General features: G+C 69.2%; 23 protein-coding genes and 4 pseudogenes. 9 read left to right on the top strand and 18 right to left on the bottom strand.

Annotated elements, in window-relative coordinates; genetic code table 11:
* Positions 1-13 precede the first annotated feature (13 nt).
* Genes ACFC1X_RS29140 through ACFC1X_RS29120 form a run of 5 tightly spaced genes read right to left on the bottom strand, consistent with a single transcriptional unit; the run spans position 14 to position 5,327 of the window.
* On the bottom strand, positions 14-802 hold the full coding sequence (locus ACFC1X_RS29140) for an ABC transporter ATP-binding protein (RefSeq protein ID WP_376358927.1): 789 nt from the start codon (positions 800-802) through the stop codon (positions 14-16).
* Positions 795-1,790, bottom strand: a complete 996-nt coding sequence (locus tag ACFC1X_RS29135) for an ABC transporter ATP-binding protein (RefSeq protein WP_376358924.1) — start codon at positions 1,788-1,790, stop codon at positions 795-797. Before ACFC1X_RS29135 ends, ACFC1X_RS29140 begins: the two co-directional genes overlap by 8 nt.
* Positions 1,787-2,644, bottom strand: coding sequence for an ABC transporter permease (locus tag ACFC1X_RS29130; protein ID WP_376358921.1), 858 nt, complete (start codon positions 2,642-2,644; stop codon positions 1,787-1,789). The genes ACFC1X_RS29135 and ACFC1X_RS29130 overlap by 4 nt, the downstream gene beginning before the upstream one ends.
* Positions 2,644-3,591, bottom strand: coding sequence for an ABC transporter permease (locus tag ACFC1X_RS29125; protein ID WP_376358918.1), 948 nt, complete (start codon positions 3,589-3,591; stop codon positions 2,644-2,646). The genes ACFC1X_RS29130 and ACFC1X_RS29125 overlap by 1 nt, the downstream gene beginning before the upstream one ends.
* A complete protein-coding gene (locus ACFC1X_RS29120) occupies positions 3,588-5,327 on the bottom strand; it encodes a CocE/NonD family hydrolase (RefSeq protein ID WP_376358915.1) in 1,740 nt (579 codons plus the stop codon). Before ACFC1X_RS29120 ends, ACFC1X_RS29125 begins: the two co-directional genes overlap by 4 nt.
* Before the next feature lie 100 nt (positions 5,328-5,427).
* Here ACFC1X_RS29120 and ACFC1X_RS29115 point away from each other — a divergent pair, with 100 nt between their 5' ends.
* Complete coding sequence (locus tag ACFC1X_RS29115) at positions 5,428-5,994, top strand: TetR/AcrR family transcriptional regulator (protein ID WP_376358912.1); 567 nt, start codon at positions 5,428-5,430, stop codon at positions 5,992-5,994.
* Between the two features lie 88 nt (positions 5,995-6,082).
* Here the strand turns inward: ACFC1X_RS29115 and ACFC1X_RS29110 are convergent, their stop codons facing one another.
* A complete protein-coding gene (locus tag ACFC1X_RS29110; RefSeq protein WP_376358909.1) occupies positions 6,083-6,451 on the bottom strand; it encodes a hypothetical protein in 369 nt (122 codons plus the stop codon).
* A gap of 465 nt (positions 6,452-6,916) precedes the next feature.
* Here ACFC1X_RS29110 and ACFC1X_RS29105 point away from each other — a divergent pair, with 465 nt between their 5' ends.
* Positions 6,917-7,759 (top strand): MerR family transcriptional regulator, encoded by an 843-nt coding sequence (locus ACFC1X_RS29105; RefSeq protein ID WP_376358906.1) that lies wholly within the window; start codon positions 6,917-6,919, stop codon positions 7,757-7,759.
* A gap of 141 nt (positions 7,760-7,900) precedes the next feature.
* Positions 7,901-8,800: an aminoglycoside phosphotransferase family protein gene (locus ACFC1X_RS29100; protein ID WP_376358903.1), complete on the top strand. Its 900-nt coding sequence runs from the start codon at positions 7,901-7,903 to the stop codon at positions 8,798-8,800.
* A gap of 11 nt (positions 8,801-8,811) precedes the next feature.
* Here the strand turns inward: ACFC1X_RS29100 and ACFC1X_RS29095 are convergent.
* Positions 8,812-9,126 (bottom strand): annotated as a pseudogene (locus ACFC1X_RS29095) (transposase); the annotation flags it as partial.
* A gap of 63 nt (positions 9,127-9,189) precedes the next feature.
* Between ACFC1X_RS29095 and ACFC1X_RS29090 the strand changes: the two are divergent.
* Positions 9,190-10,053, top strand: a complete 864-nt coding sequence (locus ACFC1X_RS29090) for a hypothetical protein (RefSeq protein WP_376359041.1) — start codon at positions 9,190-9,192, stop codon at positions 10,051-10,053.
* A 145-nt stretch (positions 10,054-10,198) separates the two neighbouring features.
* On the opposite strand, the pseudogene ACFC1X_RS29085 reads toward ACFC1X_RS29090, so the two are convergent.
* Both ACFC1X_RS29085 and ACFC1X_RS29080 read right to left on the bottom strand, forming a co-directional pair.
* A pseudogene (locus tag ACFC1X_RS29085) lies at positions 10,199-10,417 on the bottom strand (four-helix bundle copper-binding protein); the annotation flags it as partial.
* 150 nt (positions 10,418-10,567) lie between these two features.
* Positions 10,568-12,001: an MFS transporter gene (locus tag ACFC1X_RS29080; RefSeq protein ID WP_376358900.1), complete on the bottom strand. Its 1,434-nt coding sequence runs from the start codon at positions 11,999-12,001 to the stop codon at positions 10,568-10,570.
* A gap of 173 nt (positions 12,002-12,174) precedes the next feature.
* Between ACFC1X_RS29080 and ACFC1X_RS29075 the strand changes: the two genes are divergently transcribed.
* Positions 12,175-12,822 (top strand): TetR/AcrR family transcriptional regulator, encoded by a 648-nt coding sequence (locus ACFC1X_RS29075; protein WP_376358898.1) that lies wholly within the window; start codon positions 12,175-12,177, stop codon positions 12,820-12,822.
* Between the two features lie 338 nt (positions 12,823-13,160).
* Here ACFC1X_RS29075 and ACFC1X_RS29070 read toward each other — a convergent pair whose 3' ends face one another.
* From ACFC1X_RS29070 to ACFC1X_RS29050, 5 genes are all read right to left on the bottom strand, one after another.
* On the bottom strand, positions 13,161-13,853 hold the full coding sequence (locus ACFC1X_RS29070) for an alpha/beta hydrolase (protein WP_376358895.1): 693 nt from the start codon (positions 13,851-13,853) through the stop codon (positions 13,161-13,163).
* Between the two features lie 408 nt (positions 13,854-14,261).
* Positions 14,262-15,182 (bottom strand): NADP-dependent oxidoreductase, encoded by a 921-nt coding sequence (locus ACFC1X_RS29065; protein WP_376358892.1) that lies wholly within the window; start codon positions 15,180-15,182, stop codon positions 14,262-14,264.
* 231 nt (positions 15,183-15,413) lie between these two features.
* A complete protein-coding gene (locus tag ACFC1X_RS29060) occupies positions 15,414-15,635 on the bottom strand; it encodes a hypothetical protein (RefSeq protein ID WP_376358889.1) in 222 nt (73 codons plus the stop codon).
* A gap of 273 nt (positions 15,636-15,908) precedes the next feature.
* Positions 15,909-16,253 carry a hypothetical protein gene (locus tag ACFC1X_RS29055; protein WP_376358887.1) on the bottom strand — a complete coding sequence of 115 codons (345 nt, stop codon included), beginning with the start codon at positions 16,251-16,253 and terminating at the stop codon, positions 15,909-15,911.
* 114 nt (positions 16,254-16,367) lie between these two features.
* Entirely contained in the window at positions 16,368-17,285 is a 918-nt protein-coding gene (locus ACFC1X_RS29050; protein WP_376358885.1) for a PhzF family phenazine biosynthesis protein, read from the bottom strand.
* 429 nt (positions 17,286-17,714) lie between these two features.
* Here ACFC1X_RS29050 and ACFC1X_RS29045 point away from each other — a divergent pair, with 429 nt between their 5' ends.
* Complete coding sequence (locus ACFC1X_RS29045) at positions 17,715-18,284, top strand: dihydrofolate reductase family protein (RefSeq protein ID WP_376358882.1); 570 nt, start codon at positions 17,715-17,717, stop codon at positions 18,282-18,284.
* A 42-nt stretch (positions 18,285-18,326) separates the two neighbouring features.
* Here the strand turns inward: ACFC1X_RS29045 and ACFC1X_RS29040 are convergent, their stop codons facing one another.
* Positions 18,327-19,124, bottom strand: a complete 798-nt coding sequence (locus tag ACFC1X_RS29040; RefSeq protein WP_376358879.1) for an SDR family NAD(P)-dependent oxidoreductase — start codon at positions 19,122-19,124, stop codon at positions 18,327-18,329.
* A gap of 59 nt (positions 19,125-19,183) precedes the next feature.
* Between ACFC1X_RS29040 and ACFC1X_RS29035 the strand changes: the two genes are divergently transcribed.
* The gene (locus ACFC1X_RS29035) at positions 19,184-19,564 is read left to right on the top strand and encodes a MerR family transcriptional regulator (protein WP_376358876.1); all 381 of its coding nucleotides are present in this window, start codon (positions 19,184-19,186) and stop codon (positions 19,562-19,564) included.
* 669 nt (positions 19,565-20,233) lie between these two features.
* Here the strand turns inward: ACFC1X_RS29035 and ACFC1X_RS29030 are convergent.
* Complete coding sequence (locus ACFC1X_RS29030; RefSeq protein ID WP_376358873.1) at positions 20,234-20,863, bottom strand: maleylpyruvate isomerase family mycothiol-dependent enzyme; 630 nt, start codon at positions 20,861-20,863, stop codon at positions 20,234-20,236.
* A 463-nt stretch (positions 20,864-21,326) separates the two neighbouring features.
* Here ACFC1X_RS29030 and ACFC1X_RS29025 point away from each other — a divergent pair, with 463 nt between their 5' ends.
* Positions 21,327-22,103: a class I SAM-dependent methyltransferase gene (locus ACFC1X_RS29025; protein ID WP_376358870.1), complete on the top strand. Its 777-nt coding sequence runs from the start codon at positions 21,327-21,329 to the stop codon at positions 22,101-22,103.
* A gap of 207 nt (positions 22,104-22,310) precedes the next feature.
* Here the strand turns inward: ACFC1X_RS29025 and ACFC1X_RS29020 are convergent.
* A pseudogene (locus tag ACFC1X_RS29020) lies at positions 22,311-22,683 on the bottom strand (HAD family hydrolase); the annotation flags it as partial.
* 302 nt (positions 22,684-22,985) lie between these two features.
* Between ACFC1X_RS29020 and ACFC1X_RS29015 the strand changes: the two are divergent.
* Positions 22,986-23,594: pseudogene (locus tag ACFC1X_RS29015) on the top strand (dienelactone hydrolase family protein); the annotation flags it as partial.
* 557 nt (positions 23,595-24,151) lie between these two features.
* On the opposite strand, the gene ACFC1X_RS29010 reads toward ACFC1X_RS29015, so the two are convergent.
* Positions 24,152-25,312, bottom strand: coding sequence for a pentapeptide repeat-containing protein (locus ACFC1X_RS29010; protein WP_376359038.1), 1,161 nt, complete (start codon positions 25,310-25,312; stop codon positions 24,152-24,154).
* Between the last annotated feature and the right edge of the window lie 83 nt (positions 25,313-25,395).

The raw sequence follows: 25,395 nt of genomic DNA, 5'->3' as shown, positions 1-25,395 counted from the left end.
CGCCGACCGGACGTCAGACGGCAGCTCCCCGCGTCCTTCTCCGCGGTCGCCAGCCCGGCTTCGGGACGGACTCGATGAGGCGCTGCGTGTAGGGGTTCCGCGGGTGGCTGAGGACGGTCGCGACCGGGCCGTGTTCGACGACCTTTCCCGCCTGCATCACCAGCACGTCGTCGCTGATGTGCCGGATCGCTCCGAGGTCGTGTGTGATGAACAGCAGCGCGGTCCCGGTGTCCGCTCGGATGCGCGCGAGCAGGCCCAGTATCTGCGCCTGGATGGATACGTCGAGGGCCGCGATCGCCTCGTCCAGGATCAGTACCTGCGGTTCGGCGGCCAGAGCGCGGGCGATGGCGACGCGCTGGCGCTGCCCTCCCGAGAGCGCCTTCGGCAGGGACCGGGCCTGCCGGTCGTCCAGGCCCACCATGTCGAACAACTCGGTTACACGGGCCCGGAGTTGGTCTGCGGGAAGGCTCCGGTGCAGCAGAACCGCCTCGGCGACGGCGTCGCACACGCGCTGGCGCCGGTCGAGGGACGAGTACGGGTCCTGGAAGACCATCTGGATCTGCCGGCCGCGAGTTACCCGCTCGCGTGATCGGAACCGCCCCGGACGCCGCTCTTCACCGGCGACGACGATGTGCCCACTGCTGGGCGCCTCGAGTCCGGCGATCATGCGGGCGGTGGTCGTCTTACCGGATCCCGACTCGCCGACGATCGCCAGGGACCCACGTTCAGGGAGTGAGAGGCTCACCCCGTCCACCGCGACGAAGTCGCCGAACTCCTTGCGCAGGTCACGTACTTCAAGCATGCCTGCCGGCCTCCTCGGGCGAGAACGTGTGGGGGAAGTGACAGGCCGCCGTACCGTCGCCGGCCGATCGGGTCCGGGGCCGCTCGCTGCGGCACCGGTCCTGCGCGTGCGGACACCGGCCGCTGAAGGCGCACCCTCGCGGCACCTCGAATCCGGACAGGGGCCTGCCGGCGATGGAACACAGCTCCGCGTCGATGTCGTCGAGTGTCGGACGGGAGGCGAGCAGGGCACGCGTGTACGGGTGGGCGGCGCGGCTGCGCAGTTGCTCCGCGGGCAGCTCTTCCACAGTCGATCCCGCGTACATCACGGCGACCTTGTCGCACACGGCGCCCGCCAGTTCCAGGTCGTGGGTGATGAACAGCATGGCGAGCCCGCGGGCCGCGCGGGCCTCTGCGATGATGGCCATCACTTCTTCCTGGGTCGTCACGTCGAGTGCGGTGGTCGGCTCGTCGGCGAGCAGCAGCCGTGGTTCGGCGGCCAGCGCGGCGGCGATCATGACGCGTTGGAGCAAGCCGCCCGACAGTTCGTGGGGGCGTTGCCGCATACGCCGGTCGGCATCGGGGATGCCCACTTCCCGCAGGATTCCGGTGACCTTCCTGGTGGCCTCGGCGACCGGGACTCCGCGTGCGGTGGTCAAGCCCTCGACGAGGAAGTCGCCGATGCCGCGCGCGGGGTTGATGTGGGCCCGGGGGTCCTGGAACACCATGGCGACGTCGGAGGCACGGAAGGCGCGCAAGCGCTCGGGCTTCATCGCCGGGACGGATTCCCCGGCGAACATCAGGTCTCCGCTGATCCGGGCCCCGTTGGGCAGCAGGCCCAGGACGGAGCGTGCCGTCAGGGACTTGCCCGATCCCGACTCGCCGACCAGGGCGACGGCTGCTCCCTCGGGGATGCTCACGTCGGCACGGTGAACGACGGTGCGCAGTTCTCCGTCGAGAGGCAGGTCGATGCCCAGCGCGCTGATCTGGAGCAGCGGTGATGAGGTCATGCGTTCTCTCCGAGCAGACGTCGGGACAGTCCCGTCCCCAGCAGGTTGAACGCGACGACCACGATCAGGACGGCAAGGCCCGCGTACAGCGACTGCTGTGGGCTGCCGGCGAGGATCGAGGGGGCCCCGTTGGACACCATCAGGCCCCATTCCGGGTCCGGCGGCTGGCTGCCGAGGCCCAGGAAGGAGATGGCGGCCACGTCGAGCAGCGCGTATCCGAAGCCGATGGTGGCCTGGACCAGGACCAGCGGCAGCAGGTTCGGCAGCAGGTGCCGCAGCCAGATGCGGGCGGTGGGGGCGCCGAGGAGTTGGAGCGCCGACACGTAGGGCAGGTTGCGTTCCTTGGTCGCGGCCGATCGTACGACTCGGGTGATCAGGGGCAGATAGGCGATGGACAGGGCCACGATGGGTGCGGTGAGCCCCGCCCCGAAGACGGCCGCGACGAGCACGGCCATGATCAGCCCGGGGAAGCCGAACACGATGTCCAGTGCTCCGGAGACGAGCCGGTCGAGCCATCCGCCGAACCAGGCCGCTGTCAGGGCGAGGAGGGTACCGAGGGTCGTGGAGACGGCGATCACCACGGCGGGGGTGGCCAGGCTGACGCGGGTACCGCTGATCAGCCGGGACAGGAGGTCGCGTCCGGTGTCGTCCGTCCCGAGGAGGTGAGCGGCCGAGGGGCCGGCGTTGACGTTCAGTGGGTCGACGGCGTTCGGATCGTGCGGGGCGATCAGCGGCCCGAACACGGCCAGCAGGATGAACAGGGCGACCACACATGCCGCGCCGAACGTCAGGTGGTCGCGCGGGCGTCCGGTTCGCGGCTTGGCGGCGGTGCGGGTGAACAGGGCGGTGGTCATCAGGCCCCCTTCTGCGCGGTACGGGGGTCGAGGGCGGCGCTGACCAGGTCGACGGTGGTGTTCACGAGGACGAACACGACCACGAAGATCAGCGACACGGCCTGTACGACGGCCATGTCCTGCTTGGACGCGGCCTCGATCATGAGGGCTCCGAGCCCTCCGGTGCCGAACGCCTGCTCGGCGACGGCCGCGGTGGCGATGATGCCGGCGATGCCGACGCCGGAGACGGCGAAGACGGGGCCGGAGGCGTTGTGCAGCACGTGCCGCCTGATCACCGTCCCTTCGGGCACACCGCGGCTGCGGGCGGTCTCCACGTGCTCCGAGCGCAGCTCCGCGCGGACAGCGGTCCGGGTCACCTGGGCGACGTAACCGATCCAGGTCAGCGCCAGCGCGAGGGCCGGCAGTGTCAGGTGCGAGAGGGTGCCGGTGAAGCCCGCGCCGGAGCCGTAGACGGGGAACCACGGGAGCTGGACGGCGAAGAGCCAGATGAGCAGGACCGCCATGACGAAGGTCGGTACCGCCATGGCACCCGCCGTGAGCGTCGTGGCCAGCGTTTCCGTCCGGCCGCCGCGCAGCGCGGCGACCGTGCCGATCACGGTGCCGGCGATCAGGACGAGGACGGAGGCGTAGCCGACGAGCGCGAAGGTGTCGCCGGCCCGTTCGCCGATCAGGCCGGCGACGGAATCGCGGTAGACGAGGGACTTGCCGAAGTCGCCCTGCAGGCAGTTGCCGAGCCAGTGCCAGTAGCCCTGGATGAACGGGTCGTCCAGGTGGTACTCGCGGTGGATCTGCGCCAGCACGGCCGGGTCGGGGTTGCGGCTGCCGCCGACGAGCAAGGTGGCGGGGTCTCCGGGCGTGAGGAACATCGCGCCGTAGATGGCCAGACTGGACACGAGGAACGTCACGACGAGCGTGCCCAGGCGGGTGGCGACGAAGCGGAGTGTCATCTCGGGTCACCTCCTCTGCCGCGCCGTGGTTGGGCAGGGTGACGGTGGCCATCCGTACCGGTTGTCGGCGGCGAGCCGGGCAGGACGGTCAAGCACAGGCGAGAGGGGTGGGCGGTTCCCGTCAGCAGCGTCTGCAGACTCGCCTTGGGGGCCGTCGTCAGCCACGGGCTGTCCAGCGAACCGGAGTTGGGCAGATGGTTCGGGAAGTCGCTGCCGGCGATCATCAGCGCGAGACGGTGGCCGGGGCGCACCCGGTAACCGGTGTGCCCCAGGGCGATCTCCACCTCGCCGGGCCCGTCGGCCTGGACGCAGCCGCGCACGATCAGGCGTGCCGCGCCATCCGGCGCCAGGTCGAGGAGGCGGACGAACACGTCGAACGTCGGCGCTGTGCTCTCCACATGCAGCAGCGTGCGCACGGGACCGGCGAGGTCGAGCGGCGCGTTCGAGGCGGGGCCGGCGAAGACGAGGACATCGTCCCGGTCGAGTGTGGCACGCTCGTCGGCATGGTCCCGCAGCTGCATGAAGGTGTCGGCCGCGGCGGACGGCACAAGGTCGTCGGGGTCGTATCGCCACTCCGTCGATTCGGTGCCGTCGGCCGGACGGGGGGTGAGAGTGCCGCCGGGGCATGTGCCCGCCGCCGAGGCCGGCTCCGTGAGGTACAGCTCTGTGTGCGTGACCTGCGGCGGCGGCCATGTGGTGGAGGTGCGCCAGCCAACGTGGCCGAGCTTCCAGCGGACCCGGGGAAGTGACTCGGGCTGGGTGGCGCCCTTGAGGAAGGCGTCGAAGAACTCGAGAGCGGGGCCGACGTAGGAGTCGAGCATGCGGTCGAGGGCGGCGGCGTCGAGCAGATGGTCGGCGTCGGGCGGGACCGGAGCGTTCTCCAGGAAGTAGTTCTCGTGGTCGATCGCGTCGGCGATCAAGTACTGCACGGCAGCCCAACCGGGGCGCCGGGCCAGCTCGGTGTAGTCGCGCATGTGGGCGATGCCGAGGTTGTCGAACCAGCCCACACAGTGCAGGACGGGCACCGGCCGGGCGTCGTAGGGGTGGGGCCCGTTGTAGGGGGCGAGGGGGATGCCGCCGACGATGAGGTCGAAGCCGGGCGAGCGTTTGCCCATCGCGGTGAACGCCTCCTCGTACGCTGAGAGCAGGGGGCGGCGGGTGAGGTCGACGTCGAACTCGTAGGTGTCGTTGTCCGTCCAGACCTGCGCCTGATAGGTCGTCGCCTCGAGCCACGGGGGCTGAGGTCCGGAGCCGGTGTCGTAACTCGCGATGCCGGGACCGTTGTTCGTGCAGGTCACCCGGGGGACGATCGCACGGAGCGCGGGATGCTGACTGGCGACCGCCGACCACTGGGTGAATCCGTAGTACGAGTCGCCGAACATTCCCACGATCCCATTGGACCACGGCTGGCGGACGATCCACTCGAGGGTGTCGTACCCGTCGTCCACCTCTCCGGTCCAGCCCAGCGTCTGCCCCTGCGAGCGGAATTTGCCACGGACGTCCTGGACCACCACGACGTAGCCGCGTGATGTGAACCTCTCCGCGATCTTGTCGAAGAAGACGTACCGACTGTTCTTGTCATAGGGGAGGCGGGCGAGCACGGTCGGTGCCGGCTCCCCCGGGTCGGCGGCGTACACATCGGTGGCCAGCAGAACTCCGTCACGCACGCGCACCATGTGCTGCTGTGCGTGCGGAGGTACGGGCTCCGGGGTGACGCGCTGGACGGCAAGGCTCATGAAGCTCTCCACAGAAGCAAGCCTTCAGAAAACAACGTGATACAACAGCGTTGCATCTGAATCTGTTCAACGTCAACCCCCTCTGAGCTAGGTTGCTGCCATGCCGATCGACGTCGACGAAGTCCAGCGCCTCAAGGCGATCGCCGAGGCGACCCTCGCTGTCGCCACCCGCGAGGGCGCACGTTCCATCACCATCCGTGCCGTGGCCAAGGAACTCGGCGGGTCCACGGCGATGGTCACGAACTACGTTCCTACGCGGATGGCCTTGATCACCAACGCCGTGCGCGCGGCGGAGTCCCGGTGGCGGGCCGACCTCGAGGCCCACGTGGCCGACCTGACCGGCGCGGACCGACTGCGGGCCACGGTGGAATGGCACCTCAGCACGGAACCCGAAGACCTGCTGCTGCGCACACTCTGGGTCGAGATGCTCTCGTCGGCGCACGCCGACCCCGCCGGTGTCGACCGCCAGGAGCCGCGCGAATCACGCGACGAATTTCTCCAGGCGTCCGCCGCCGCAGGAGTGCCCGACGCCGGGCTCGCGGCCGACGTCCTCTCCTTGCTCACGCGTGGCTACTACGTCTCCACCATGGAGGAGCCGGACTACTGGACAACGGAGCGGGCCGGCCGCGTCGCCGAAGCGGTGGTGGAGGCCCTCATCGGCGACTGAGGGAGGACCGCGCCGGCCCGGGAGGTTCTCGCCACCGCCACCGAGTCGGAGTTCACGCGTGCAGCGGTGGCGGTGCTGTGTACGCCCATCAGGCGACCGGAGAATTGTTCATGAGGTCATGAAGGGCTCTCTCGTAGCCGAACTCGGGCGCCTGGTAGGGAACCCACCAACTGGTCAGACCCCAGATTCCCAGGGCAGCCGCAGCAGTGGCGACCATCGCCGCGAGCCATGGCCGATGGAACCGGCGCAACGTGAGCATCCAGAAGGTGAGCGGCACCAGAGCGCCCCCTGCTGTGATGAGCGGCAAGTCAATGTAGAGCACACTGAGGTTCCGGTGGATTCCGGAAAACCCGCCCTCTATGCTGACCCGCGCCATCGGCGCCCAGGCCAGCAGCGTCGTTGCGGCGCCCAGACCGGCTACAAGGAAACCGGCGAGGCCTCTGATCTCTTCCTTCACAACGAGTCGGACGCCGCGGCTCCGCTCACAGTTCCGAGTCCGCCGAACTCCTGCCACGAATAGCGCACGTTCGCCATACCGCCTCTTCACCAGTAAAACGCGCCTAGTGTCAACTGAACGCCAGCCTCAGGGCGGCAGGCAGCCCGAAGGCGCACCACAGCTGCGGGACTGGAACCAGGCCCGCGTCTGGCAACGCTTGCCTGAGGTCCTGCCTGGCCGTGGCCGCATCGGACGGTCACGCAGAAAGCTGATGCGGCTCCTCGAAAATCCCCAACCCTTGCTCGGGGTGCCTTCAGACCTGCTCGACGGATCTCCCCACCCATTCCGGGCCTGCCCTGGGACGAGACACCAATGGCCAGGCACCGCCCCATAGCCCGTCAGGGATCCGGGTGGTGTGTAGTTGCACATGCCGTAGCGGCATGTGGTGTCGTCGAGGGCACCACAGCACGAAAGGCCCTGTCTGCGATGTACCCCTCCGCCACGCCTCCCCGCGAGGTCAAGATCGGCGATGCCGCCGCCTTCGCCGGAACCACCCCGCGCGCCATTCGTCACTACCACCAGATCGGTCTGCTGCCGGAGCCCGAGCGAGGCGGAGACGGGCGCCGCCGCTACGGCTACGACGACATGATCCGCCTGCTGTGGATCCGCAAGATGTCCGAGGCCGGCATCAGCCTGGACGACATGCGAGCCGCCTTCGACGAAGCCCGGGACGTTGAGGACGTCCTGGGCCGGCTGGAGGAGACCCTGGCCGCCCAGGAGGCCGCCATCAAGCGTCAGCGCGCGGCAGTTCAGCGCCTGCGGGTCGTGGGCAGCCCACTGGGCTTGCTCTCCCCGCTGGTCACGGACCGGCTCAGCCACCTGCCTTCCGGCTCACTGCGCCCCTCCGACCTGGACGCCCTGCTGGTCACGGAACGGATCTTCGGGCCGCTGGGAGCCGCAATTCAGGCCAGCGTGTTCATCACCCTGGCGACCCATCCCGGCCTACGGGCCGAGGCAGACCGCCTCGACGCGGCCGACGCCGCCCTCGATGACACCGTCGACCCCCTCGACCCGCGGGTCGAGGAACTCGCCGCCCAGCACTGCGCCCACCACAAGGCCCTGCTCCAGGCCATTGAAGCGGCCGGACTGGACGTGGACGAGGAGAAGCTCTTCGAGATCTACGACGTCGAGGCGAGCGGCGAGGAGGACGTACAGATGAGTGCCTTCGAAGCGGTGACCAAGATGCCCTACGGCTTCTCCGCGGCCCGGACGCGGTGCATGGAACTCACGGTGGAGCTCCTCGGCGGGGACCTCTCCACAGGCAGCTGATCGCTGGTGTGGCCGTGCGACGCGATTGCCGTGCGACGCGGTTGCCGTGCGTCGCAAAATCGGTCGACAGGCCCTGCCGTGAACCACTGTGATGGCTGCGATTGCCCGTCGCACGGAGCGGGCCGGCCACGGGAGTTGCTCTTGGCAGCTGAGAGAACTGCGGACAGCCGCCCTCAGATCGATGAGGCACTGGTCAGGCACCTGGTCGACACTCAGTTCCCGCAGTGGGCAGGGCTGGCCCTGAAGCTGCTCAACCCCGCTGGATCCGATCACGTGATCTACCGGTTGGGTGAGGAGCTGTCCGTCCGGCTGCCCCGCCACCCCGGAGCCATCGGGCAGGCCAGGAAGGAATTCCAGTGGCTGCCTCAACTCGCCCCGCACCTTCCCCTGGCCATCCCGGTACCCGTGGGAGTGGGCGACCCCGACTTCGGCTATCCGTGGCCGTGGGCGGTGTCCCGCTGGCTGGACGGCGAGGTGGCGACCGTCGAAGCACTGGGCGACTCCTCCAGAGCCGCGGTTGAACTGGCCCAGTTCCTGGCCGCCCTGCAGGGGTTCGCACCCGAGGGCATCCCCGCCGGAAGCACCAGGGAAGACCTCACCGGCCGCCCGTTGTCCGACCGGGACCGCGCGACGCGGGTCGCCATCGCCAAGGTCTACGGCGTGTTCGACACAACAGCGATGACGGAACTGTGGAACGCGGCGCTGAGCGCGCCCGGGTGGGACCGCTCTCCGGTGTGGTTTCACGGCGACTTCCACACCGGCAACCTGCTGGCCTCCGACGGCCGCCTCAGCGCCGTGATCGACTTCGGCGGGCTCGGCATCGGCGACCCGGCCTGCGACCTGATGATCGCCTTCACCTTGATGTCGGCAAACAGCCGAGCCGCCTTCCGCGACGCGCTCGGCGTGGACGACGCCACCTGGATGCGGGGCCGCGGCTGGGCCCTGGCCACCGGCCTGAACGCCTACACCCACTACGCCGCCGTCAACCCCCGGATCGCCGCGCAGACGACCCGGCAGATCACCCAAGCCCTCATCGGCTGACAACGGCAACGCAATGAACGGAGCTGCCGGTGGGCGATCAGACAGCAAGCAAGTTTCGCGAAGCTCCGCTCGATCACCCAGCGGCAGGTACCCAGGCCGGTGCCGTGTCGCGTGCCGCGGGGGGCGATCGCGGGCACGAAGCCTCGATCGCGCACCTGGTCGCGGTAGATGTCGTGGTCGCAGCCGCGATCGGCGAACAGCGAGTCGGGCTTGCGGAGGGGACCGCCGACCCGGCCGCGGACCGGCGGGATCACATCGAGCAGCGGCAGAAGCAGCGTGACGTCGTTACGGTTGCCACCGGTCAGCAGGACCGCAAGCGGAGTGCCGTGTCCGGAGGAGGCTCACCCACGACCTGCGAAGTACGGGGCTAGGGTGCCTCCATGACCTCCATGACCTCCGTGCCGCCCCTCGTCGCCCGCCGCTGCCACGCCTCACTCAACCCCTTGCACTCCTTGATCTACTTCGCCCCCGAGGCTGAGGAGGAGTACACGGCCGCCGGGCTGGAGTCCGGGCGTATGCCGTACTTTGCAGGGCGCGCCGCTGCATTGGGGCCGGTCGGGGCGGGGGTGGTAGCCGCCACGTTCTACAACTTCAGCCCGGACCTCGTGGCCCGTCACATCCCACGCGCCTGGGACTTGGCCGCGCCTAAGGAGCTGCTGAGCGCCCGGCTCACGGCGGTCGACCGTGTGCTGCGGCGTTTGCTCGGCGACGGCCTCCCGGACCAGCCCGACGTGCGGGAGGCTGCCGAGCTCGCCGCGACCGCGACCGAGGTGTGCGGCTCTGCCGGGCGGCCGCTGTACGCGGCTCACGCCGACCTTCCCGTGCCAGAGCAGCCGCATCTCGCGCTGTGGCACGCCATCACCCTGTTGCGCGAATACCGCGGCGACGGCCACCTCGCGGCGTTGTCCGCGGCCGGGCTTGACGGGTTGGAGGCGTTGATCAGCCACACTGCCACGGGCAAGGGCTTCACCCCCGAATTCGCCCGGCAGAGCCGCGGCTGGACGGAGCTGGAGTGGGAGGCCGCGAAGGAGCGGCTGCGCGGGCGTGGCCTACTCGATTCCGACGGCCACCTCACCGCGCGTGGCAACGAGCTGCGCCTTGAGGTGGAGGAGACGACCGACCGGCTGGCGCTGGCGCCGTACGCGCACCTGGGCGGGCCGGGGGTTGAGCGACTCACGGAGATCGGGACGCGGCTGACCCGTACCGCCCTGGCCGCCGGGGCGTTCCCGCCGGGTGTCTTCGCACAAGCCTGAGCGGGCGGATCCGCCCTGGGAGCCGGCAGGAAGATCGACGGGGCCATGGCGTTCGTCAATGACAGGGACAAACCGCAGGCGCTCTACGCGTTCACGCAGTCCGGTGCCGCACCCGACCGCTAGTGGCGGAGACCTCCCAGGACCACGACGAGGTGGCGTTGCAGACGTCGGCGCAGTCCATGTCGGTACGGATGCACTTGGTCAGATCGCCGACCATGCCCTCAGACAGGCGGGCGTCCGCGCACGCGGTGCAGGCCCTGCGCGCAGGTGACGCACTCTCGATGCACCTGGCCATGGCCTTCCGGTCGACCCCGCCCAGGCCAGCGGGGTATGTGCGAAGCATGTTGTCGACGGTGGTGGTCATGGTGCCGCTCCTCTTCTGCTGCCGACGGGGCACCGGACAGCGCCCGTCGCCTCGATGCCGGACGGGTATCACCGCACCACCCTCCGCGAACGGCCACCGCCTGCGGCTCTCCGGCAAAGGGATCCCCGGCTTCGCGGGCGTGGGCAGAGGTCAGTGCACGTGCGGTCCACCCGTCATCCGGGGCTTGCCCTGGGGTACGAGCAGCAGGGCCGCGGCCGCGGTGGCGGCTGCAGCGACCGTGCAGAGCGTGAACGCTTCGGTGAATCCGTCGGGCGATCCGCTCTCGAAACCGGTGGCCGCGACGGTGGAGACGACTGCCACGCCGATCGAGCCGCCCACTTCGTGGAAGGTGTTGACGACGCCGGACGCCAGCCCGGCCTCGCGGTGCTCGACCATGGCGAGTGCCGTGGTGGTCGCGGTGACGAAGACCGCGCCCAGGCCGAGGGAGGCGATCACGAAGCCCGGGAGCAGCCCGGTGTACACGCTGCCCGTGTCCGAAAGCAGGGTCAGCGGCACGGTCCCGGTGGCAGCGATCGCCATGCCTCCAACGGCCGTGACACGGCTGCCGAGCCTGCCGACCAGACGGGAGCCCAGGTGCGCGCCGACGCCGGTGGCGAGAGCCATGGGCAGGAAGACAAGTCCCGTCTTCAGCGGACTGAAGCCGCGCAGGTGTTGCAGGTAGACGGAGCCGAGAAAGAAGTAGGCGATCAGCAGTGCCGTGGCCATCAGCATCAGGAACGCCCCGGCGAGGACGGGCCGCCTGGTGAACATGCGCAGGTCCATCAGCGGAGCGCGGCTGGTCCGCTCGGCAGCGGCGAACAGCACGTAGGCCATCACGGCGCCGGCCAGCGGGAGCAACGTGGACGGACTCCCCCAGCCCGAGTCCCCCGCCTCTACCAGGCCGTAGATCATCGCGCCGGTACCCGCGGTGACGAGCAGCGCTCCGGGCAGGTCGAGCCGGGCCGGTTGCGGGGCGCGAGCCGCCACGACCGCGGGGAGGGCGGCGAGCACGACGATGCCGACGGGGACGTTGACGTAGAAGACCCACTGCCAGCCGGGCCCGTCGGTGAGCGCCCCGCCGAGCAGTACACCGGCCGCGGCGCCGGAGCCGCCGATGGCCGCCCATACACCGAGGGCCTTGTTGCGTTCCGGGCCGTGGAAGGTGGTCGTGACGATGGAGAGCGCGGAGGGTGAGAGCAGGGCCGCGCCGACTCCCTGGGCGATGCGCCCGGCCAGCAGGGTCGCGGCGTCGTCCGCCAGGCCGCAGGCCAGTGACGCGGCCGTGAACAGGGCCAGTCCGGCCAGCAGGGTCCGGCGGGCGCCGAGGACGTCGGCGAGGCGTCCGCCGAGCAGCATGAGACCGCCGAAGCAGAGCGTGTACGCGGTGACGACCCAGGTCAGCGAGGCGCGGTCGAGGTGGAGATCGGCGGCCATGTCGGGCAGCGCCACGTTCACGACGGTGACGTCGAGGATGAGCATGAACTGCGCAACGCAGATGAGGGCCAGAGCGGTCCAGCGGCGTGGATGGGCAGGCGGGTGGGCTGGAGCCGGCGGGTGTGACGTGCCGACGGTCGAGTGCGTCATTTCGAGTCCTTGGGCGTGGAGAGAAAGGGACGACAGGCCGTGAGTACGACCGCAGTGACGAGCGGGCAGACCGCACCGCATAGCACTGGCCGCAACGCAGCCCCAAACTGAACTGTACTGAACAGTTCAGTTGAACTCAACCGTTCAGTACAGCTCGGTGTTAGGCTCAGCTCATGAGCACGGGAGGGACCAAGCAGCCACCGAGCGGACCGCGTGCCGCACTGAAGCGGCAGGCCATCGTGCGAGCCGCTCGCGCACTGTTCCTCCGGGACGGCTTCGGCGTCGGTATGGACGCCATCGCCACAGCGGCGGGCGTCTCCAAGGTGACGGTCTACAACCACTTCGGCAGCAAGGAAGCGCTCTTCACCGCCGTGATCGCGGGCGCACTGGACGAATCCCTGACCGGGGAACCGTCAGCCGCGCTCGCGAGACTCGCCGAGGCCGAGGATCTCCGCGCAGCTCTGCTCGACGCCGCCCGCCGATGGGTCCACTCGGTCCGCACCAACGACGACGTCACCGCGCTGCGCAACCTCGTCGCCGCCGAAGCTCACCGGTTCCCCGAGCTGGGCCGGGGCTGGCAGCATCACGGGCCGGAAGGCCATCACCCCGCCGTCGCCCAGGCCCTGGGCACTCTCACCGACCAGGGCCGCCTTGCCATTCCCGACCTCGAAACGGCCATCCTCCAGCTCTACGCGCTTCTGGTCTTCCCGCACATGGTCTTCGGCTCCTACGGCGCGCACATCGACGACGACCTCAGCGACCGACTCATCGCGAGCGGTGTCGACATGTTCTTGGGCTACTACAGCCCTCGGCCCGCATGACGGCCGCTCGGCCGACGCCCGCCTGAAGCTGGGCGTGCGGCCGGCCTGATACCTGAGGTCGAGCCCGGCATGGACACACACGTCGACATCGACGCGGCACGCACGCACCGACAACAGCAACCGAGCACCCTACGCACGCGAAGACTCCCCCGCCCTCGGTCGACAGCTCAGCTTCGCCCGCGTACACCGCTCTCCCCCGTCAACCCCTTGCGCACGCAACGCTTGCAGGCTCGCCGACATCGCGACCAGAACGACGACTCACCCCAGACTCCGGAATACCCAACGGGTGACCGACACGGATTCTCACCCGCTGACCGTCGCCCGCCAGCAACCTCCTCTTAGGCGCCCGCATTGGCGGCTTCTTCAATGAGGCCGGCGACCGGGCCGGGCTGGGAGGCCAGGGATGCGTGGCTGGCGTCCAGTTCGATGGTCTTGCGCGGGTTCATGCGCTGGGCCATGCGCCGTTCGTTGTCGGGGTGGATCATGCGGTCGTTGGTGGAGACCTGGTACCAGGTCGGTTTCGCGCGCCACGCCGGTGCGGTGACGGTGTCCCCGAAGGTCGACCCCAGCGGCGCCTTCTGTGTCACGGCCATCACCAGCGCGTCCTCTGTCGGCAGGTCCTGGGCGAAGCTCTCGTGGAACTTGTCCTGCTTGACCCACAGGTACCCGTCGGAGTCCGGAGCGAGGTTCTCGAACGCTGCCGGAGGCTTCTCCTGACTGATCTGGCCGGGGCTCTCCCCGGCGTCCGGAGCGAATGCCGCGATGTAGACCAGACCGGTGACGTTGGGCAGGTCCCCGGCCTCGGTGATGACGGCACCGCCGTACGAGTGGCCGACCAGCAGTACGGGGCCGTCGATCTGGTTCACCATCTTGCGGGTGCGTTCGGCGTCGTCGGCCAGCGAGGTCAACGGGTTCTCCACCGCGTGCAGCGAGCTGAAGCCGCGGCGGTGCAGCTCAGGGATGACCTTGCCCCAGTGGGCAGCGCCGCCCCAGAAGCCGTGGACCAGGACGATAGCGGGCTTTGCGGCCATGGGCATGGACCTTTCAACGGAACGGGCAATGTCACATCAAAAGGACCTCGCCCCCGGGGGTACCGCATCCCGCACCGAGCTATCCAGGTGACCTCTCGCTGGAGGTCCGGCCGCCCCGCACTGCGGCTCCTGGTCAATATCGGGCACTCACCTCACACTCACGTCGCGCGCAGCGTCTTGCCCCACAGCTGCGCAGCCGACGCATCGCAGTACTCACACAGTGGCGAACGGGCCTCGCGTCCGAATGTGTGGATCTGTCGTCGCTGGTCCTTCTCGAAATGTGGCGCCGCCTCGAACGAAGAATAGAGCGCTGTACGCGGTACGCCGGCTCCCTGCCCTTGTGGCGGACCCGGTCGGCCGCGGCCTCGGTGACGAGCCGGGCCTCCCGGCCGTTGTCCTGGTTCTCGCTCAGTCTTGGGTGACGCGGATGATCGTCTTCCCGGGAGTGCGCTTGTCCGGCGCGAAGGCGGAGGCAGCCTCGGCGAGCGGCTGGACGGCGCCGACGATCGGCTTGAGGTGCCCGTCCCGCAGCCGCTGGGCAAGGTCGGCCAGACGGACCCGGTCGGGTTCGACGACGAAGAAGATGGCGCGCCCGTCGCGGGGGTGGACGGTGACCGGCTCGGCGATGGTGACCAGGGTGCCGCCGGGACGGACCAGTGCGGTGGAGCGTTCGAGGATCTCGCCGCCGATCACGTCGAAGACCACGTCAACCTCGCCGATGTCCTCCAGCTTCTCCGCCTGAAGGTCGACGAACGCGTCCGCGCCCAGGTCGAGGGCGGTGTCGCGGTCACCGGACCGACCGGTGCCGATCACTTGGGCGCCGGCCTCGCGGGCCAGCTGCACGGCGATGGAGCCAACGCCGCCCGCTGCACCGTGGATGAGCACGGTCTGGCCGGTGATCAGGTGTGCGTGATCGAACAGGGCCTGATAGGAGGTGAGTCCGGAGATCGGCAGGGCGGCGGCCGTGATGTGGTCGACATCGGCCGGGAGCGGGGCGAGGTTACGGGCCTCGACCGCCGTGTACTGGGCCAGTGTGCCGTTGCGGGTCCAGTCGGTCAGACCGAACACTCGCTGCCCGACCGTCAGGCCGGTGGTGCCGTAGCCGAGTTCGGTGACCACGCCGGACAGCTCGTGGCCGGGCACGCTCGGGGTCCGGTCATGGCCGGCCCGGTCGGTCCAGGTACCGGGCCAGTCCAGCTCGCCCGGGGTGAATCCGGCGGCGTAGACCTTCACGATCACGTCGTTCTCGGCAGCATGCGGATGGGGCAGCTCGGAGCGGGTCAGGCCGCTGACACCGGCATTGCGGTCTTGGACGGTGATGGCTTGCATGAGGGGTTCCACCTCTGAGTGGGAGAGGTTCAGGAAGCGGGCATCGCGTCTCGTGGACGCGGGCATCGCACCCGCAGAAGGCCGACCGCCTCGCTGACCAGCCCTTTGGATGTCCAAGCCTACGAGCGAAGAGGCCCAGACCTCTGGGCCAATTGCACTCAGTGCTAGTGGGCCATTGACTCCGATCGGCGCGGTCTCAAGTGGCAGCCGCGTAGGTGAGGCGGACGGCGCTCAGGAGGCGCGGTGGAAGACGGCGGCGGGGCCGATGACGTCCGGTCCGCGCCTGTCGCGGACCCTGTCGACGGCCGGCTCGGTGACGAGCCAGGCCTCCCGGCTGTGGTCCAGGCTGATCTCCTGGGCGACATGATCGTCGTCGACCAGGTCGTCGCCCTTAAGCGCGAGGCCGGCAAGTCGGCCTCGCTGGAGTCCGGCGTCGATCAGCCAGTAGGCCATGGTCCGCAGGTCCTCGTCGTGAGCCGACGGTCCCGGCAGGCGGCGGCTCTACTCCCATCTGCTGCCGCCGGCGAACCGCAGCGTAAACGACATTGCACGCGGGCGGCCTGGCAGCGGCGGCGCAGCAGGCGGGCCAGTTGCACGACCAGGTCCAGGAGGGCGGCGCGGACGTCGGCGCCGTCCAGGACGTGCCGGTCGAAGCGGAGGCGGACGGTGGCGGCCGCGGACGCGCTGCGGGGGACGACGGGGCGCGCGTCGATGCCGCAAGCCCGGTCAGCGGCGGGACATCCGGTCTTCCCGCCCAGGAGGCCGCTGAACGGTCTCGGTCTCGGGAGAGACGGCGGCGAGCAGCCGGACGGTGTGGATGCCGTATTCGTGCAGCGCGGACGCCTGCTTCGGGCCGATGCCGTGCAGGGCCTCGACCGGCAGCGGTGCCAGCCATTCGGTCATCCGGTCGGGGGCGATGGTGAGGACTCCGCCGGGCGGGTCGACCTGCGCGGAGACGGTGGCCGCGACCGTGATCGAGGGGCCGATGCCGACCCGGACGTCGACGCCGCGCCGGGTCAGGGTCTGCAACCGCAGCACCTCGCCCAACCGGTGCGTCTCTGTCGCGCCCACTCTTCGTAATGAAGGAGTGGTTGGAGTCCGAGTACTACCGCACCCGCGGCCACCTGCCGCTCGCAGGAGCCCTTGGGAGGTCCGCGGGGCGGAGCCAAGCTGCGCAGAGCCCTGCTACGTGCGTGGCGCCACCTCGTGCGGCCGGATGGCGAGGGCGGCTCCGGTGACATGTACTCGCAGATCGTCGGCGCGCAGGGTGACCTCCAGGAGTGACGGGCGGCCCATGTCGTGGCCCTGGTGGAGGGTGAGCCGTGCCTCCGCCGGGACGAGGGCCAGGTCGCGGGCGTAGGCGCCGAAGGCCGCGGCTGCGGCGCCGGTTGCGGCGTCTTCCACCACGCCGCCGACGGGGAAGGGGTCGCGTACGTGGAAGACGGTCGCTGTCTCGCGCCACACCAGCTGCACGGTGGTCAGGTCGAGCCGCTGCATCAGGCGCAGCAGCCGGTCGAAGTCGTAGTCCAGATCGGCAAGTCGCTCGCGGGTGTCCGCGGCCAGTATGAGGTGGCGTACGCCTGCGAAGGCGATCTTCGGAGGCAGGGAGGCGTCGAGTTCGCCGGCCTGCCAGCCGAGTGCGGCCAGCGCTTCTGCCACATCGGCCGGGGCCACGTCGTGCACGTGGGGTGTGACGCTGGTGAGGGTGGCCTTCAGTACGCCGTTCTCTTCCTGGACGGTGACGGGCACGTGGCCCGCGGCGGTGTGGAAGTCGAAGTCGCCCGCACCGAGGCGCTCGCCGAGTGCCACCGCGGTGGCGACGGTGGCGTGGCCGCAGAAGCCGACTTCCGCCTTAGGGCTGAAGAACCGCAGGGTGAAGGACCGCTCCGCGTGCGGGTGGGGTCCGGCGGTGACGAAGGCGGACTCCGAGTAGCCGAGTCCGGCGGCGATCGCCACCATCTCGTCGTCGCCGAGGCCGGAGGCGTCGAGGACGACTCCTGCTCCGTTGCCGCCCGTCGGGCTGGTGGTGAAGGCGGTGTAGTGGAGCACCTCGGAGGTCAGGTGACCTGCTGGCCCCATTGTCGTGTTCTTCTCATCCGGCATGGTGGAGGTCCTCTCGCACGGAGTTGTCCGCGGGTTGCTTGCGCGGTGGCCGATGGGACAGCCGGGGGGAGGACGGGCCAGTTCCGCTAGTTCTGTCGGTTCCGCCAGCCCCCTTGGCAGTATGGAAGTTAACGCGACACCAGGTGCTTAGGGCGAGCAGGGCACCGCTCGCGAAGGCGGCCGCGGCGGGTTTCTTCATTCCCCGCACACTTGGCCGCGGCATCCGCACTCTGCCGTGCGGCGAAGTCTCCGGCTGCGATGATCTCGCCATGACCGCAACGGACCTCGCCGCTCTCGCCCGGCCCCCGCGAAGGCACAGGTGGTGCAGGTCACATCGGTCGCGGCGATGACCTTGCCCGTTCAGTGCGGTCAGTCAGACGGAACTGCTCAGACGGAACAGCACAGCAGCGGTCGTGAAGGAGCCACGCCATGCGAAAGATCATCCGCTTCGTCCACATCTCGCTGGACGGCAACATCGAAGGTCCGGCCGGCGAGTTCGACTGGCCGGTGATGGGGCCTGAGCTGTCCGCGTACTCCTTCAGCCTGATGGAGCGAGCCGACACCTTTCTGTACGGCCGCCCGGTCTGGGAGATGATGGCCGGCTACTGGCCCAACGTGGAGTCCATCTCCGACGACCCGCACGACCTCAAGTTCGCCCCCATCTGGCGCAGCAGTCCCAAGATCGTGTTCTCCCGCACCCTGACCGAGCCTGGTCACGGCGCACGCGTCATCGATGGTTCGAACCTGGTCGAGAATGTCACCGCCCTCAAGGCCGAGCCGGGCACGGACATGCTGCTGATGGGCGGCGCCTCCCTGGCGGCCGGGCTCACGGCGCACGGTTTGATCGACGAGCATCATGTGGTGGTGCATCCGGTCGTCCTCGGCGGCGGAAGGCCGCTCTTCGCGGAGTCCGCGGAGCGGCTCAACCTCCGGCTCATCGAATCACGGACGTTCGACTCCCGGACCGTGCTGCTGCGTTACGAGCCCGCCGCACAGTGACCTTGGTCCAGGAGGCACCACACGGTGTCGCCGGCGCGGCGGTCATGCGCCGAGGCCCTGGCCGAACCCTCCGTCCACGGGCAGTTCCACGCCGGTCGTGAAGGTCGCCTCGACGGCCAGGTACAACGCCGCGGCGGCGACCTCCTCCACGGTGCCTCCCCGGCCCATCGGTGTGGAGGCGTTGCCCTGTTCGATGAACTCGACACGCTGCTCGTCGGTCAACTCCGCGACCCCCATGGTCGGAGTGAGGATGAAGCCGGGGGCGATGGCATTGACGCGGATCTTGCGGGGCAGCAGCTCGACGGCGAGCACCTTCGCGAAGGCGGCCACGGCTTCCTTCGCACCGGAGTAGGCGCTGAGACCAGGGAAGACCTGGTCATTGGAGACCGTGGTGAACACGATCGAGCCGCCCTCGGACATGAGCGGCGCCAGCCGCTGAACGGTGAAGAAGGCGCCTTTGGCGTTCACGTTGTAGATGCGGTCCCACGATTCCTCCGTGACCTCTTCGAGCGTCTGGAACTCGGCGATGCCCTGGTTGACGAACAGGTAGTCGATGCCGCCCAGGCTGTCGGCGACCTGATCGCGGAGGGCGTCGATGGCCGTGGCGTCAGTGGCGTCCGAGCGCAGCGGGCGGGCCAGCGGGGTGTCGAGCGCTGCCTGGGCCTCGGCGAGTCGCCGGTCGCTGCGCCCGGTGTACATGACTTCGGCGCCGCGCTCGGTCAACGCTTGGACGATGGCCCGGCCCATGCCGATGGTGCCGCCGGTGACGACAGCCTTCTTACCCGCCAGGGCCTTGGGATCGATGATTGAACGCTGCTGGGTGTTCTGGGTTGTTGTCATGGCGGCGAAGCTAATCCTTGACATTGGTGACAGAGTCAAACATCTGTGGGGGGAGTCACATGTTCATCGGCGAGCTGTCCAAGCGCACCGGCGTCAGTGCCAGGAGCCTGCGGTACTACGAGCAGCAAGGGCTGCTGCGACCGCGGCGGCGAACCAGTGGCTACCGCGAGTTCGAGGAATCCGATGTGACCGCCGTGCGCCGGGTACGGATCCTGCTCGCGTCCGGGCTGAATACCGACCTGATACGGGAGATGCTGCCCTGCATGACGGAGGAGGGAGCCACCCTTGCGCCAACCTGCGAGGAAATGGCCCAGGACCTCAAGCTCGAACGCGAGCGCCTGAGCCGCTCCATCGAGCAGCTCGAAGCTGCCCGCACCATGCTCAGCGCGATCATCCACGCGGGCGAAGCGATCACCTCCGGGGCCGGACGTGACGGCTAGGGACGCCAGGTCCAGTACGTCCACAACCCATTGCGGGCAGCATGCAGGGTCGCTCGGCAACGGCGCGCGGGGCACCTGCGCCTTGCAGTGATGCTCCGACACGATCATCGTCTTCAGTCGGGTTCGCATGGGGTCCCGGCCGGGACCCGGCGTCCTGACCACGGACACCGCAGGCGGCCGGCACGAGCGTCCCCGGGGAAGTCCCGCTCCGTCCGAACCGTCACCACAGGTGCACGCGCGGTGACACGATGAACGAGTGGAAGGGTGGACGGGGGGACGGCACGGATCCCCACCCGCTGACCGTCGTCCGCGGCCTCTCCCAGACGGTCTTGGGCCGCAATGGCTACCGGCCGGCCTGGACGCTGTGGTCCCGCTCGCCCAGCACAGCACCGTGCCCGCCCTGCGAGAGGCCCTGACCGCCGTGGAAGGCCGCACCCTCCTCAGTAGCTCCAGCACCGCGCCGACCGCCCTCGCCGGCTTCCTGCACCTCGCGGCGCGATTTGAGCGGATGCGGACCGACAGCCAGTCTTCCGGCACCGCTTGCAAGCCGCCTCAGGGCCAACCTGGACCGCTCACGTCGCCCGCAGTTTCGCCCTACCGCTGCGCGGCCGTCGCGTCGCAGGAGTCACGCGGGAATGCGTCCGGCTCGGTCTGAGCCGCACTCCAGCGTCACCGGCGTGGTGTCACGAGGGAGTCGATCCCCGGTCCGTCGAGCTCCTCCAGAGCCACCCGTCGCCCGCAGACAGCCAGCAGCAACGAAAGCGCAGGACCCCTGACTTCCGGACCGTCTCCAATGGACAGGTCGGCGTCTACTGCCGTGAGCCGGATACGGGCTGTCAGCTCCTTGGCTCCGCCGAAAGACGCAGGAGTGCGCGCCTGCAGGCGCAGCGATCGGACGACGGCCTCCGGCGGGTAGGAGCGGGTGATGCCCAGCGGCCTGCGGATGTCCTCACCGTGGACGATCTCCTCGACCAGCCGGCTGTCCAGCGGCGCCGGAGGGGTCGATCTCCGCGACGCCACCTGACGAAGCCGCTGCAACGTCTCCTGCGGTGAGGCACCACGCTCGCGTTCCACACCGCGTACGTTCTGACGGTCGAAGTCGAACCGCTCACGGAGGAGACCGACCACAAACCCAAGGCGTGTCGTCCGAGCCGTGTCGATCAGATGTGCGACCACGTCATGCACGGTCCACCCCTCACAAAGCGATGGCTGCCCCCACCGCTCCTCTTCAAGGTGCGCGAGGTCATCGATCAGCGCCGCACGCTCTGTATGCACCATCGGCCAAACATCGTTGCGCATGAGCTCATCCTTCACTCGACCCCGGCATTCGTGTCGTGAGACTCCCGGCACCGCGAGAACTCATCGCCCGGTGAGCGTGTCCGGGACCATTCAGAACTCGCGATCATGGGGGTTCGTGCCAGCGCGTGTACTGGAGACGGGGTGCTGTTCCGCGCCTTGAAGACCACGCTCGAACGGCACCTCCTGGACGGCGCACAGGTCCGGCAGCGCTGCTGGACCTGGTCGTGAGGCTTACTCGTCCGCTGCGGCGTCGCGGCCAGGCCGCCCGCGCGCTGTCCCTGACGCTACGGTTCGCCGGTTGCAGCAGCTGGGAAGACCCGCCGGATGCCGGAGCGGTCCGAGCAGGACGAGATCCGGGGGACCGTGGCCTACCGTCGTGAAGCCGGCCCATCGGCCTGGTCTCCTCAAGGGCGCCGATCTGGTAGAGACTGAGCAGGTCGCACAGCAGCGCTAATCTCAGGCCATGTCAGAAACACCAGTGGCGCACTTCTACGACGAGCTGGCCGACGACTATCACCTGATCTACTCGGATTGGGACGCGAGCATCCGTCGGCAAGGGGACGCCCTGGACACCCTGATGGGCCAGGAGCGCGCGACGGTGCTCGACTGTTCCTGCGGCATTGGCACGCAGGCCATCGGTCTGGCGATGCGGGGACACCGGGTCACCGGGACCGACATCAGTCCCCGCGCCGCCGCGCGCGCCGCCCGCGAGGCCGCCAGCCGGGGCCTGAGCCTGCGCACCGCCGCCGCCGACATGCGGCGCCTCCCATTCCCCGATGCCCGGTTCGACACCGTCATCTGCGCCGACAACTCGCTGCCCCACCTGCTGACAGAGCAGGATGTGAGCGCCGCCCTGGCCGAGATGCGCCGCGTGCTACGTCCCGACGGCCAGCTGCTGATCAGCACACGCCCCTACGACGACCTGCTGCGCGATCGCCCGGCTTCGACGCCTCCACAAGTCCACAGCGTTCCTGACAGGGCCGACGGCGGGGAGCGAACCGTCACCTTTCAGCTCTGGCACTGGCACGACGACGGCGAGCACTACGACTTGGAGCACTTCCAGCTGCTTCCGGAAGGCGGAGAATGGCGCGTCCAGGTCCGCCGAACCACCTACTGGGCACTCGGCCGGGTCCGGCTGGCCGACCTCGCGGCCGAGGCCGGATTTGTCGACCCTGGGTGGAGGATGCCGCAAGAGACAGGCTTCTTCCAGCCGCTACTCGTGGCCCGCACCTGCGCGTAGGCATCAATCCAGCCACCACCGCCCTCGACCACGCCTGCGCGGTGCTGCGAACCGTCCTCGTGACCGAATCGTCGACGTCTCACCCATCAGGAGCGGGAACGTGAGCTGCGGACCCTGCTGACTGCCACGCGGAATCTCGGGACGGTCACGACCGTGTAGTTGACGCTCGGTGCGGCGGGCAGGGCCGGCACGGCGGGTGCGTTTGGCTCACCCAATGCCTTCGGCCAGTCGGGGCCTGGCGGCCTCGCGCAGCAGGCGTAGGCCGTTGAGGCCGACGATGACGGTGCAGCCCTCGTGGCCGGCGACACCGAGGGGCTGGGGAAGGGCGCCGACTAGGTCCCGGCGACCAGGACGGCGATGCAGGCCCCGGGGTTACCCCGAGTGTGCGGCAGCCAGCGCGGGGGCGTCGTTGACGCCGTCGCCCACGACAAGCACCTGCGTCCCTGTGCCTTCCACTCCTTGACGGCGGCGGCCTTATCCTGGGGCAGCAGCCCGCGCGGACCTCGGTGATGCCGACCTCGGCGGCCAAGTGCTTCGGGGCGCGTTCGTCGTCGCCGGTCAGCAGGATGGGGGTACGCCCCAGCACGCCCACCGCAACGCCGTCGCGCAGGACGACGCCACAGTCCGGCGGGCCTCCTCCCGGTCGGCCCGGCTACTTGGCCACGACGGCGTTCGTCGGCTCATATCCGGTGGGCTACGCTGTGCGGCTATGAATACCGGGACGGCCCTGCGCCACACACGGATCGGTGACCCGGGGCTCTTCTGAGCGCCGTACGGGCCGGTTTGGGCCCGCTGTTTGATCGAGGCTCTTGCACTGCTGCGCGGGCTCCGCCTCCGTCGTGTTGATCACAGGCTCTGCACATCAACACGACAGGAGGATTCATGCCCATCAAGTCTCTGCGGATTCCCACCGCGGACGGCCAGGCCGACGCGTTCGCGGCCTTCCCCGACCACGGTGAGCGGCACCCAGGGGTGCTGATGTACGCGGACGGCTTCGGCATCCGGCCCGTGCTGCGGGAGATGGCCCGCGAACTGGCCGGGCACGGCTACTACGTGCTCGTCCCCAACTCCTTCTACCGGCACGGCCCGGCACCGTTGGTCGAGCTTTCCGAGTACATCGGAGAAGAGGTCCGGCCCGCGGTCTTCGCCCAGCTGATGCCCCTGATCGAGGCGCACACCGCCGAACGTGTCCTGAGCGACGCCGACGCCTACCTCAGGTTCCTCACCACTCAGCCCGAGGTCGTCGCCGGACCGGTCGCGGTGACCGGCTACTGCATAGGCGGCCTCTACGCGATGCGCACCGCCGCGGCCCACCCCGACCAAGTGGCGGCTGTGGCCGCATTCCACAGCCCCGTGGGGGTCGATGGAGCCAATCTCTTCTCCGAGCTCACCGCCCAGGTCCACCTCGGCCACGCCGAGGGCGACGTGACGCCTGAAGCCCTCGGTGAGCTCAACCAGGCCCTGGATGCGGCAGGTGTCGGCTACAAAAGCTGGTGCTGGGCGAAGGCTGGCCGCGTCGGTGGTCGCCCACATGGCGGTTCGCGGGCGGTGACGTGGTCTGGCCGGTGCGTGATCTGGCAGCCGTTCCGGTGCTGGTTTCGGAGCCGGTTCGGCGTTTCAGCTGGAGGGCTCGTCAGCGTCACCGCCCGGGGCTGCAGTTCATGGTGTCCACGGGGAGTCTTCACGGGTTCGAGTGGCTGGAGGAACATCGGCTGCTGCTCGTGCTGGACTTCTTACAGGTGGCGCAGGTGCTGTCACAGCCGTTCCGGCTGGATTTCGAGCACAGCGGAGGACGTGCTGCGCACACGCCTGACCTCCCGGCGATCTGGCCGGACGGCGGCCGCTGAACCAACGCCATGGTCAAGAATCTGTCGCCGCAGATCCTGACCAGCCTCTGACTCGCCCGGCACCGCGACCAGCCCGCGGCTTACCGGTCCCATTGATGCCAGGCACCTGCGGGCCGCGGAGCGCAGGACGTCGCTGATGTGGAATGACGCCGGTCGGGCGGATCGGGTTCCCCCCTCCCGGCGTGGTCTTGACCATCTTGTTCAGGGGGTAGACCTCAGCGACGGTGCCTGCCACGTCACCCCCGGCGGCTGGAGTAGGGGCGAGGGCTCGGGGCCAGGGTCATCGGAGTCGACGACTCCGGCAACCGTGTAATCGAAGTCGGCAGGCCAGCGGGTGTGCTCACTGGCCAGCGCGCCGGTCAGGCGTGCCTCGACAAGGTTGGCAGTACTCAAGTCGGTGCCGCGCAAGTCGGCCATGCGCAGGTCGGCGCGGTGGAAGACCGCACCGTGGGCGTTGGCCTTGCGCAAGTTCGCCTCGCGCAGGTCGGTCTCGGTGAAGTCGGCGTCACGCAAATCGGTTTCGACCAGCTTCGCGGCCCGCAGGTCGGCCAGGACGCAGCGAGCCCGGCGGAGAATCGCAGTCGTGAGGTCGGCGTGCCGCAGGTTGACCGAGACCAGGGATGCCTGTGTCAGATTGACGCGGTACAGACTCGCCGCCTCCATGCAAGCGCGGTCGAAGTTGACCTCGGGAAACCACAGTCCGTCGCAGTCGGCTCGGCGCAAGTCAGTGATGCTGAGATTGACCCAGGACTGCTCCCGTCGCTGGCAGAGCACACCGAGCGCTGTCAGCGCCACCTGGGCGTCGGCGGCGCGGGTTTCCAGTGGTGCGATGTCGTTGATGGGCAGGTCCGGCGCCGGTGATTCCGGTCCCCCAGGTGGCCAGGGCAAGTGTGTACGCAGATAGGCGGCCTGGATGGAGATGATGGCCTCCCGGTCACGGGTGGACTGCTCCGCGATCCGCCACAGCGCGTGCAACCCGCCGATGCGCACATCCAGCTTGTCGCTGCCCAGCTGGTCGACTGCGCGGCTGAATCGATCGGTGACGTAGCCTTCCTGGGTGGCACGCAATCCGTCCTGACTCACCCGCAGTTGCCGCCAGGTGGCGTAGGCGCCGAAAAGCAAGACCAGGCCACCGACCACCTGCAGAAGCGTTGTACGGACATCGTTCACCGCCTTCAGCCGATCCTGCGCGGCGACGCTCGCCCCGGCGAGGTCGTGGTCGACCACCTCCCCCGGCAGTACGACGAACACCACGCCCAGAACGACCAGCCCCGCCCCGGCCAGCAGACCTGCGGCTATACGACGCCTGATCAGCCTGTCGTACCATGGCCGCGGCCCACGGTCTGGCTCCCCCATCTCCATGGGCATGGGAGCCTAGGCGCCGCTCAGAAGACGATCAAGAGTGACGCCACAAACCCGCGACATGAGAACGGCCCGACGGGTTG

It is taken from the genome of Streptomyces sp. NPDC056128 (assembly GCF_042263835.1).
In the GTDB taxonomy this organism is placed as follows: Bacteria; Actinomycetota; Actinomycetes; order Streptomycetales; family Streptomycetaceae; genus Streptomyces.
The sequence above is the reverse complement of the archived record's forward strand: the minus strand, read 5'-3'. Positions and strand labels throughout refer to the sequence as shown.

What these genes read in the sequence shown, in the direction of transcription:
- ACFC1X_RS29070 (WP_376358895.1), bottom strand. Translation starts at nt 13,853, where the DNA reads ATGGCCGCAAAGCCCGCTATCGTCCTGGTCCACGGCTTCTGGGGCGGC.
- ACFC1X_RS29130 (WP_376358921.1), bottom strand. Translation starts at nt 2,644, where the DNA reads ATGACCACCGCCCTGTTCACCCGCACCGCCGCCAAGCCGCGAACCGGA.
- ACFC1X_RS29025 (WP_376358870.1), top strand. Translation starts at nt 21,327, where the DNA reads ATGTCAGAAACACCAGTGGCGCACTTCTACGACGAGCTGGCCGACGAC.
- ACFC1X_RS29120 (WP_376358915.1), bottom strand. Translation starts at nt 5,327, where the DNA reads ATGAGCCTTGCCGTCCAGCGCGTCACCCCGGAGCCCGTACCTCCGCAC.
- ACFC1X_RS29010 (WP_376359038.1), bottom strand. Translation starts at nt 25,312, where the DNA reads ATGGAGATGGGGGAGCCAGACCGTGGGCCGCGGCCATGGTACGACAGG.
- ACFC1X_RS29125 (WP_376358918.1), bottom strand. Translation starts at nt 3,591, where the DNA reads ATGACACTCCGCTTCGTCGCCACCCGCCTGGGCACGCTCGTCGTGACG.
- ACFC1X_RS29040 (WP_376358879.1), bottom strand. Translation starts at nt 19,124, where the DNA reads ATGACAACAACCCAGAACACCCAGCAGCGTTCAATCATCGATCCCAAG.
- ACFC1X_RS29075 (WP_376358898.1), top strand. Translation starts at nt 12,175, where the DNA reads ATGAGCACGGGAGGGACCAAGCAGCCACCGAGCGGACCGCGTGCCGCA.
- ACFC1X_RS29035 (WP_376358876.1), top strand. Translation starts at nt 19,184, where the DNA reads ATGTTCATCGGCGAGCTGTCCAAGCGCACCGGCGTCAGTGCCAGGAGC.
- ACFC1X_RS29080 (WP_376358900.1), bottom strand. Translation starts at nt 12,001, where the DNA reads ATGACGCACTCGACCGTCGGCACGTCACACCCGCCGGCTCCAGCCCAC.
- ACFC1X_RS29060 (WP_376358889.1), bottom strand. Translation starts at nt 15,635, where the DNA reads ATGGCCTACTGGCTGATCGACGCCGGACTCCAGCGAGGCCGACTTGCC.
- ACFC1X_RS29065 (WP_376358892.1), bottom strand. Translation starts at nt 15,182, where the DNA reads ATGCAAGCCATCACCGTCCAAGACCGCAATGCCGGTGTCAGCGGCCTG.
- ACFC1X_RS29050 (WP_376358885.1), bottom strand. Translation starts at nt 17,285, where the DNA reads ATGCCGGATGAGAAGAACACGACAATGGGGCCAGCAGGTCACCTGACC.
- ACFC1X_RS29090 (WP_376359041.1), top strand. Translation starts at nt 9,190, where the DNA reads ATGACCTCCGTGCCGCCCCTCGTCGCCCGCCGCTGCCACGCCTCACTC.
- ACFC1X_RS29105 (WP_376358906.1), top strand. Translation starts at nt 6,917, where the DNA reads ATGTACCCCTCCGCCACGCCTCCCCGCGAGGTCAAGATCGGCGATGCC.
- ACFC1X_RS29115 (WP_376358912.1), top strand. Translation starts at nt 5,428, where the DNA reads ATGCCGATCGACGTCGACGAAGTCCAGCGCCTCAAGGCGATCGCCGAG.
- ACFC1X_RS29140 (WP_376358927.1), bottom strand. Translation starts at nt 802, where the DNA reads ATGCTTGAAGTACGTGACCTGCGCAAGGAGTTCGGCGACTTCGTCGCG.
- ACFC1X_RS29135 (WP_376358924.1), bottom strand. Translation starts at nt 1,790, where the DNA reads ATGACCTCATCACCGCTGCTCCAGATCAGCGCGCTGGGCATCGACCTG.
- ACFC1X_RS29030 (WP_376358873.1), bottom strand. Translation starts at nt 20,863, where the DNA reads ATGCGCAACGATGTTTGGCCGATGGTGCATACAGAGCGTGCGGCGCTG.
- ACFC1X_RS29045 (WP_376358882.1), top strand. Translation starts at nt 17,715, where the DNA reads ATGCGAAAGATCATCCGCTTCGTCCACATCTCGCTGGACGGCAACATC.